Here is an 8,883-nt window from a genome sequence, read left to right as displayed (position 1 = left end):
GCAAAGATCCTATCCTTTTGCACAGCAGGCAGGAGAATTCTGGAAGCAGTTAACCCAACAGGAGGGCTATTTTAATATATGCCAGTTTAAAGAACCTTATAAAGCCGATATCAATATTCCCGTGCGTTATAATGAACCCGCCAGCATTCTAAATATTCGTCGAGTATTGAGCTATCTGACAAAAGAAGAGCAAAAAGAGGGGCTCTGTTCATACGGATGCAATGAAGTCCCACAACGTCCAATGTCAGGGAGGCCTCGTAAAGCGATGGGCACTATTTCTGAAAATTAGTACCGAACCGTTCAATCGCTTGTTCCACAAACACATAGAAAGGCTCGCAGGTATTTGAGTTTCAGGTAAATGTTAACAGTACGAAACGTATGCTTTCATCTGCGCCTTCTGTATCATTGCTGCCAGTGCAGTACCATGAGACAACATTCAACAGTAATGTTGTTTAGTGAATAAATCTGGGCTCACTTTGTCAGCCAAATTAGTGTGATATCCTTTCCACAACTCCTGTTGTATCCACGACATAAGGCGATGATTGATGGAGCAGTCTCTCAATTTTGAAATGTTGCGCAGCCAGTGGCCGGAACTGGCAGAACTCGCGTGTATGGCGGAACGATATGTTCACTCCGATCCGGAAAGCTGTCTGGTCAAGCTACGCAACTACACTGAATTGATGGTACGTTGGTTATACCGCCAGGAACGGCTGCCTGAAGGCATCAAAGCAAATCTGTATGATTTAATGAACGCCGATGTCTTCACCAGCATGATGCCAGAAGCCATCATCATGAAAATGGATGCACTGCGTATCCATGGCAACCGCGCCGCACACGGTGGACGTATTAAAGCTAAAGATACCTATTGGCTGCTCAAGGAAGCGTATTTACTGGGAGTTTGGCTCTATGTTCGTTATGCCCATGGTAATGTTGATAATTGCCCCAAATTTTCTCTTCCTCCGTTAACACAATCTTCAGGTCGTGCAGATGAAAAACGTCTGGAAGATGCAATCAGGGCTCAAGATGAAAGCCGTGAGCGCGAACTGGCGTTACAACGCGCACTACAGCAGGAGCAGGAAAAGGCCGAACACCTCACTCAGCGCCTGAACGAAGCCAGGGCGCGTAACCAGCATGTTGCCGATATCCTCTCTATTGATGAAGCGGAAACCCGCCGCCGTCTGATTGATTCTCGCCTGCTTGCTGCTGACTGGAATGTAGGTGAAGAACTTAAGAATACCGATCAGGTTACGCAGGAACACCCGGTTAAAGAACAACCTACTACAACTGGCGACGGTTATGCGGATTATGTCTTGTGGGATGAGGCGCACAAACCGCTGGCGGTAGTGGAAGCAAAAAAAACCAGCGTCAACGCCGAGCAGGGGAGAATTCAGGCCCGGTTGTATGCGGACTGGCTGGAGAAAGAATATGGTCAGCGTCCGGTCATCTTCTACACCAACGGCTACGATATCTGGCTGTGGGACGAGCATAAAACTCATGGTTATCCTCCGCGTCGAGTATTCGGCTTCTACAGCAAGGAAAGCCTGCAATATCTTATTCAGCAGCGTGAAACCCGTCTGCCGCTGAACAGTGTGCCGCATGTTAAAGATAACGAAGGTAAGGCCGTTGCCGGACGTTTGTATCAGCTTGAAACCATTGCCCGCGTCAGCGAACGGTTTACCAACAAGTACCGGCAATCGTTAATTGTTCAGGCCACTGGTACAGGTAAAACCCGCGTGGCAATTGCGCTAAGCAAACTGATGATTGATGCCCGTTGGGTAAAACGTGTTCTGTTCCTTTGCGACCGTAAAGAGCTGCGCAAACAGGCGGCGAATGCCTTCAATCAGTTCACCAATGAGCCGCTGTATGTGGTCGGGAAATCGAAAAAAGCAGACAGGCAGAACGCCAGGATCTACATTGCCACTTATCCCGGCATGATGAAAATCATGGACCATTTTGATGTCGGTTATTTCGATCTGATTATCGCCGATGAATCCCACCGCTCTATCTACAACGTCTACGGCGACCTGTTTAAGTATTTTGATGCCCTCCAGATTGGCCTGACGGCCACGCCGATCGACATGGTGAGTAAAACCACTTTCGGCCTGTTTGGTTGTGAAGGACGTATCCCTACCGCCAACTACAGCCTGGAAGATGCCATCGCCGATAACAATCTGGTTCCCTATGAGGTTGTTACGCACACCACGGAATTCCTGCGCGAAGGCATCAAACGGGAGAAGTTAAGCGACGCACAAATCCGCGAACTGGAAGAACAGGGTATCGATCCCAATACGCTGGAATTTGATGGTAAGGCGCTGGATGAGGCGATCTATAACAAAGACACCAACCGCTATATCCTACGTAACCTGATGGAAAATGGCCTGAAAGATCGAGACGGCCAACTGCCAGGTAAAACCATCATTTTCGCCCGTAACCACAAACACGCACTGCTGTTGAATGAATTGTTCGACGACATGTACCCGCAGTTTGCCGGACGCTTCTGCCAGGTTATTGACAACTACGACCCCCGTGCCGAGCAACTGATTGATGATTTTAAAGGGCTGGATGAAAGCACCAACAAAGAGCTGACCATCGCTATCTCTGTTGACATGCTCGATACCGGCATTGATGTCCCGGAAATTGTGAATCTGGTCTTTGCCAAGCCGGTCAAATCGAAAGTGAAGTTCTGGCAGATGATTGGCCGTGGTACGCGTCTTTGCTCAGGGCTGTACGGCAACGATGACAACGGCAAACCGCTGGATAAACAAAAATTCCGTATCTTCGATCACTGGGGCAATTTTGAGTATCACGAGCTGCATACCGAAGAGGCCGAAGTCACAGCGACAAAATCGCTGGCGCAAAAACGCTTCGAGGCATGGATCACGCTAGGGACCGCTGCTCAGCGTAAGTTCGACAAACAGGCGGTGGATTTAGTCGCTCACCAGCTTCGTGAGCAGATCAACGCACTGGATGAAAAGTCGATTGCCGTACAGGAAAAGTGGCAGCAAAAAGCGCAGTACAGCGATGAAAAAGTGCTGCGCCAGCTTTCCCCGAAAACACAGCAGGATTTGCTCTCTGTCCTGGCCCCGTTAATGCAGTGGTTGGACGTACGCGGGCAAAGCGATGCCATGCGCTTCGATATGGATATTCTGGCGGCGCAAACCGCCCGTTATACCAACCCGGAAGAGCTGGACGTACTCTGGCCGGTAATAGTAGAAAAGGCCGATCGCCTGCCGCCGCATCTGGCTCAGGTGCAACAGCAGGGACAGCGGATTAATCAGCTTCGTGATTTAGGCTGGTGGAAGCAGGCCAGTCTTGAAGAACTGGAAGATATCCGCATTCACCTGCGCGGCATCATGCACCTGATGGAGAAAGATGCTACGCCGAAATTTGGTTCGATACAGGTGGATATTACCGAAGATGCGAACCTGATCCAGACGGAAACCCGTAAAACCAATATCCGCTCGATTGATTTCAAACTCTATCGACAGCAGGTTCAGGGAGCGCTGGAGCCGCTGTTCCAGCAAAACCCGGTGCTGAAGAAAATCCGCAACGGCGAGCCGGTCACGCAAGCCGAGCTGGATGAACTGGCGAAGCTGGTGCTGATCCAGAATCCGAACGTTGATATCCGGGCACTGAAAGAGTTCTATCCGCAGGCAACAGCTAGCCTGGATAAACTTTTGCGTACCATCATCGGGATGGACAGCGACGCAGTGGAAGTGCGCTTTGCCCAGTTCGCCGCTGACAACAGCCTGACCAGCCAGCAACTGCGCTTCCTGTCATTGCTGAAAAACCATATACGTGATTACGGCACAATTGAAATGCGGCAGCTCTTTGAACAGCCGTTTACCCATATCCACAACGAAGGCGTTACCGGCGTGTTCCCCGACATAGAGCAGATCGCCCGGTTGCAAAAGATAGTCGAAGAGTTGGGTGTTGTGACCGACGCAGCGACGGTATAATACGCACGTGACAAGCCCCGGCAGCGGGGCTTTTGTATTTATAACAGGATATAGACGTTAACAATGATCACCGGTGACTTAAAAAGTAAAATCGACGGCCTGTGGGAAGATTTCTGGGTAGGCGGTATCACTAACCCGCTGACCGTAATCGAACAAATCACCTACCTGATGTACTCCCGGATGCTGGATACCCAGGAACAACGAGACGAGAAGCGTAAGCAAATCGCGGGTATTGATTTTAAACCGCGCTTTACGCCAGAACAGCAGGAGTTCCGTTTCAGTCACTATAGTAACCTTGGCTCGGATGAGATGATGGAAGTAGTGCGCGATGGCGTATTCCAGCATTTCCGTCAACTCGGCCAAGCCGATGCGTCGAAGGTGACGCTGCTGGGCAACTTTATGAAAGATGCTCGTCTGGAGATCGTTAAACCTTCGCTATTGACTAAAGCAGTGGAGGTGATCAAAAACCTGCCACTGGATCGTGGTGACACCAAAGGCGATCTCTACGAATATCTGTTAAGCAAGCTAACAACCGCTGGGATCAACGGTCAGTTCCGCACGCCACGCCACATTATCCGCGCGATGGTTGAAATGATGGAGCCGAATCCGGCGCGCGGTGAGACAATTTGCGATCCAGCCTGTGGCACCGGTGGTTTTCTGGCGACCAGCTATGAATATTTGCTGGAGAAGTACAGTTCTCTTGAGTCCATTCATACCGAGATTGGCACTAACGAACGCGGCGAATTAGAAGAGCAAAAAATCTTTACCGGCGATCTGCTGACGCCGTGGCGTGTGCATGTCGATAACAATATGTTCCACGGTTACGACTTTGATACCACCATGTTGCGTATCGCCGCCATGAACCTGATTATGCACGGAGTGGAAGCGCCGGATATTCATTATCAGGACACCATGAGCCAGAGCTTCAGCACTAATTTCCCACAGGCCAGTAAAAACGCTTTCAACCTGATTCTGGCGAACCCGCCGTTTACCGGTTCACTGGATGAGGAAGATATCGACTCCACGCTGTCGGCGATGGTGAAAACCAAGAAAACTGAGTTGCTGTTCCTGGCGCGAATTCTGCAAATGCTGAAAGTGGGCGGACGCAGTGCCACTATCGTGCCTCAGGGGGTGCTGTTTGGCTCCAGTAAGGCGCACCAGTCCCTGCGTAAAACGCTGGTGGAAGATAACCAACTGGAAGCGGTGATCAATCTGCCTTCCGGTGTATTTAAGCCTTATGCCGGTGTGGCGACGGCGATCCTGATCTTTACCAAAGGCGGTCAGACGGATGAGGTCTGGTTCTACGATCTACGAAATGACGGCTACAGTCTGGATGACAAACGTAACCCGGTAAAAGACAACGATCTGCCGCACCTATTGGCAAGCTGGAAGCATTACCGTACTTTGCGCGGGCTGCCGGTTGATAACTTTATGGGCGAGAAATTAGCCTCGTTGCTGAAACAACATCAACCGGAAGGGATTGATGCTGGCGTTGATTTTAAAGATCGCACTCAGGCGGCGTTTGTGGTGCCGAAAGCTGATATTGCCGCACAGAAATACGACCTCTCTATCAATCGCTATAAAGAGGTGGTGTATCAGGCCGAGGAGTATGAAGATCCGAAGGTGATACTGAAGCGGCTGAGGGACCTAGAGAAAGAGATTCTGGCGGATTTGGATGAGCTGGAGGGGATGCTGTGAGCTGGCAGATGGTGAAGCTTAAAGATTGCTGTGAAGTTGTGGGAGGTGCAACACCTAAACGTAACATCGTATCCTACTGGGGCGGTGATATTCCGTGGATAACGCCAAAAGATGTGTCAAATCTTAGTGAACCTTATATTTACGAGGCACCGGAATATATAACTAAAACAGGGTATAAAGCTGCTGCAACATATATGTTACCTGTAGGAACGATTCTACTCACATCACGAGCACCAATAGGAAATGTAGCTATTGCTGGTATTGAACTTTGTACAAATCAGGGTTTTAAAAGTTTAATTCCTGGGCGAAATGTTCACAATAAATATTTATATCATTGTATTAAGAAATTTGTGCCACAATTGGAGCTATTAGGTAATGGTGCAACTTTCAAAGAAGTATCTAAAAAAGTTGTAGAAAATTTTGAAATCCCGTTGCCTCCTTTTGAAGAACAGAAACGTATCGCGGATATTCTTGATAAGGCTGATAGCCTACGTCAAAAACGCGAGCAAGCCATGAAACTGGCTAACGATTTTTTGCGTACTACGTTTTTGAATATGTTTGGCGATCCTGTTGAAAATCCAAAAAAACTAAAAAAAGCTCCCATTACTGAATTGGCAGAGGTCATTACCGGATTTGCATTCAAAAGTAATGAGTACATTAGTGATGCACCAGAATCAGTACGGCTTTGCAGAGGGGCAAATACACTTACGGGGTATTTAGATTGGGCTGATACAAAATTCTGGCCAAAAAATAAACTAGAAAAGCTAGATAATTATTTAATTAAGGCGGGTGATATTATCCTTGCTATGGACCGTCCGTGGATATCAAGCGGGTTAAAAGTATGCATATTCCCTGAAAATCAGCGAGAAACGTACTTAGTTCAGCGTGTAGCTAGGTTACGACCTCGTTGCGAATCTTACACAAACTATATTTACAGTTGTATTAAATCGCCAGCTTTCGAAAAGCATTGCTGCCCGACAGAAACAACGGTGCCACATATATCTCCTGTTGAACTTAAAAATTTTGAAGTTCTAATTCCACCCGACGAACTTATGGCTAATTTTCATTCGATTGTATCAATAATCAATAATAGCTTAAATAAAATGGCGTCAGGCGATATTGATAGCGACGCCCTCTTCTCTAAGTTAAGTCAGCAGGCTTTTTCAGGACATCTTAAGAGGTAAGTACATATGGACTTATTTGACCTGTTAACAATTAAATTTACCTTGCCCGCGAAAGCTGCCCCTTTAAGAAAAGTGGGTGGGAATTATGTTCATAAATTACTTTGCCGATCAACAACAGTATCGGCTCAAGTCAGAAATGCACGTTTCCAAGGATATTTTGAACTTGTTACGGGTCTAAAGCCCCCTCTAGACTATATCTATCTGAAAGATCCAAATTCCAGGGGGAAATGCGCAGATGGTGTAGCTTCCCTTAAAGCGAAGGAACCATTTACATTCGAAAAATGGCGAGAAGATACTGAGTTAAGCTGGGAGCAATTTCCAGAGCAGGTATTTAGCACTTCGCCTAATGAGATTAATGAACAATGGTATCATCAATTTCAGTTTAGAGAGGACGACCCAGAGCACCGTTCTCCAGGTCTCAGAAAACCCCAACTGGGTGCACTTCATGCAATTGCAGGCTATTTCGCTACTGATTTGCAGGTAGAACCTGCTACCGTCGTACTGCCCACTGGAACGGGAAAAACGGAAACAATGCTGGCTACCATGATATACCAGCGATGCGAGCGAATTTTGCTCATAGTTCCATCTGACTCTCTCCGAACACAAATATCAAAAAAATTCATTGAGTTGGGATATTTGCCAGAGCTAACAGTCGTTCCGCCTAACATTGCCCTCCCTAATGTCGCTATTATTAAGAAGGGAATTCAGGTAGCGGAAGAAGCTAAGCAATTAGTTTGTGAATCAAACGTCTTGGTTGCTACGACCAACGTTTTGTCTGCCTGCTCCGAAGCAGCATTAAATGCACTTTGCGAGTCGTGTAGCCATCTTTTTGTTGATGAGGCCCATCATATCTCAGCCTCATCATGGCAGACAATTCGCGAACGATTCACAGACAAACGTGTAGTGCAGTTTACAGCTACTCCCTTTAGGAATGATAAAAAGTCCCTTGGTGGAAAAATTATCTATAACTATACGATGGGGGAAGCCCAACGAGCAGGCTATTTTACAAATGTAAATTTGCTGCCTGTAGAGGAGTATTACTCTGACCTTATGGATCATGCAATCGCGGATACAGCTGTAGGTCAACTACGTATAGACTTAAATAATGACCTTGACCATTTGCTCATGGCGCGTACTAGCAATAAGCAGCGAGCAGAAGAAATACTTACTATTTATCAGAAAATTGCACCAAACTTTAATCCAATTGTTGTTCATTCTGATTATCCTAAAACGGAAATAAAAAAACGTCTTAATAAATTATTATCAAGACATTCAAGAATCGTTATTTGCGTAGACATGTTGGGAGAAGGATATGATCTACCCAACCTGAAAATTGCCGCTTTGCATGATCATCATAAGTCTCTTGCCGTAACTTTGCAGTTCATTGGCCGCTTTACTCGTGTCAATAAAGCACAGAAAATTGGTCAAGCCAGTGTAGTCATGAATATTGCAGACCCGAATGTTGAAGGTGAATTACAGCATCTATATTCAACAGATGCCGATTGGGATAATGTATTAAGGCGACTCTCTGAAGGGCGAATTGCTAGAGAGATTAGGTTACAAGAGGTCGTGGATGCCTTAAAAAGGAAAGGTGATTTACACGATCAGATTTCTCTATGGAATCTTGAGCCAAGTTGTTCAGTCATGTTATTTCAAACATACTGTGACAATTGGGAGCCTGAAAGATACAAGGAAAAACTGCCCAGATTCGATGAATCCTGGCATGCAATAGCAGAAGATGAGAATTTGCTTGTTGTGCTAGCTGTCCAGGCAACTTCAGTCCGGTGGGGAAGCTACAAAGATCTTAAAGATACCAATTATAAAATTCTAATTGCTCATTGGGATCAAGACAGATCCGCCTTGTTTGTATTCTCAAATGACTATAAAGCATTTCGAGTTGAGAATCTAGTCAGTACTATTTGTGATAATAAATTTGAAGTTGTCAGTGGTGAAAAAGTCTTTAATGTATTTAATGGTATTGAATATCCTTTGGCAAGAAATTTAGGCGCATCTCAAATTGGGGCAATCAGCTTTACTCAATA

The 8,883-nt window shown here is 46.5% G+C and carries 4 protein-coding genes and 1 pseudogene; all 5 read left to right on the top strand.

From position 1 onward, the window contains the following. Nucleotides 1–289: pseudogene (locus KQJ18_RS18660) on the top strand (hypothetical protein); the annotation flags it as partial. Nucleotides 290–545: 256 nt separating this feature from the next. Beyond that, on the top strand, nt 546–3,959 hold the full coding sequence (locus tag KQJ18_RS18655) for a DEAD/DEAH box helicase family protein (protein ID WP_216422477.1): 3,414 nt from the start codon (nt 546–548) through the stop codon (nt 3,957–3,959). A gap of 63 nt (nt 3,960–4,022) precedes the next feature. After that, on the top strand, nt 4,023–5,657 hold the full coding sequence (locus KQJ18_RS18650; RefSeq protein ID WP_216422476.1) for a class I SAM-dependent DNA methyltransferase: 1,635 nt from the start codon (nt 4,023–4,025) through the stop codon (nt 5,655–5,657). Then, a complete protein-coding gene (locus KQJ18_RS18645) occupies nt 5,654–6,841 on the top strand; it encodes a restriction endonuclease subunit S (RefSeq protein ID WP_216422475.1) in 1,188 nt (395 codons plus the stop codon). Before KQJ18_RS18650 ends, KQJ18_RS18645 begins: the two co-directional genes overlap by 4 nt. A gap of 6 nt (nt 6,842–6,847) precedes the next feature. Continuing rightward, on the top strand, nt 6,848–8,883 hold a 2,036-nt coding region (locus KQJ18_RS18640), incomplete at its 3' end, for a DEAD/DEAH box helicase family protein (protein ID WP_216422474.1).

The organism is Citrobacter sp. S55_ASV_140 (assembly GCF_018919505.1).
GTDB classification, from domain to species: Bacteria; Pseudomonadota; Gammaproteobacteria; order Enterobacterales; family Enterobacteriaceae; genus Citrobacter; species Citrobacter werkmanii.
The sequence above is the reverse complement of the archived record's forward strand: the minus strand, read 5'-3'. Positions and strand labels throughout refer to the sequence as shown.

Excerpts from the sequence above, each read along its gene's own strand:
- KQJ18_RS18655 (WP_216422477.1), top strand. The coding sequence starts at position 546 with ATGGAGCAGTCTCTCAATTTTGAAATGTTGCGCAGCCAGTGGCCGGAA.
- KQJ18_RS18650 (WP_216422476.1), top strand. The coding sequence starts at position 4,023 with ATGATCACCGGTGACTTAAAAAGTAAAATCGACGGCCTGTGGGAAGAT.